Origin of the sequence: Corallococcus sp. 4LFB (assembly GCF_046520365.1) — a bacterium.
GTDB lineage: Bacteria > Myxococcota > Myxococcia > Myxococcales > Myxococcaceae > Corallococcus > Corallococcus caeni.
This window is the reverse complement of the sequence record NZ_JBKGHJ010001234.1, coordinates 1-476: the sequence shown is the minus strand read 5'-3', so window position 1 is coordinate 476 and position 476 is coordinate 1. Positions and strand designations below refer to the sequence as shown.

At 75.0% G+C, this 476-nt stretch carries 1 pseudogene; it reads left to right on the top strand.

Annotated features, from left to right (window positions below):
* Positions 1–269: 269 nt before the first annotated feature.
* Positions 270–476: pseudogene (locus ACLEQD_RS45095) on the top strand (HNH endonuclease); the annotation flags it as partial.

Below are 476 nucleotides of genomic sequence, written 5' to 3'. Positions count from 1 at the left end.
TGCGGCCAGGCGCCTTCGCTTCGGTGGGGCTGGGGGTGGACAATGCGCGCTGAGCAGCCTTGGGGCAGCGGGTTGGGCCTCGCGCTGGTGGTGGCCCTCCTGGCCTCCGGGTGCGCTTCGTTGCCGGCGAGGCCGGGCCAGGCGGGCGTGGGGCGGCTCTAGCCTTCAGTCCCTTCTCCGCGCCCTCTCATGCGGCGAGGAGTGCGGCGGCAGGTGTGTATCGGGGCGAGGAGTCAGGCGCCGCGGATGGGACGCCAGAGACGGCCCCGATGGGCTATCGGCGGGTGCCCGTCGGCAACGCCGTCCACGGGAAGGAGGGGGCGCGGGGCTCGGGCGAGGAGGGCGGAGCCTTCGCCTGTGGCGGCAAGGCCCTGCCCTCGGGCTGGCCCCGTCTGAGCCACAGCCGGGAGGTGCTGGCGCCCTTCCTGGCGTGTGCCTCGCCCGCGGAGTTCGTGGCCATGCAGCGCGGGGTGGAC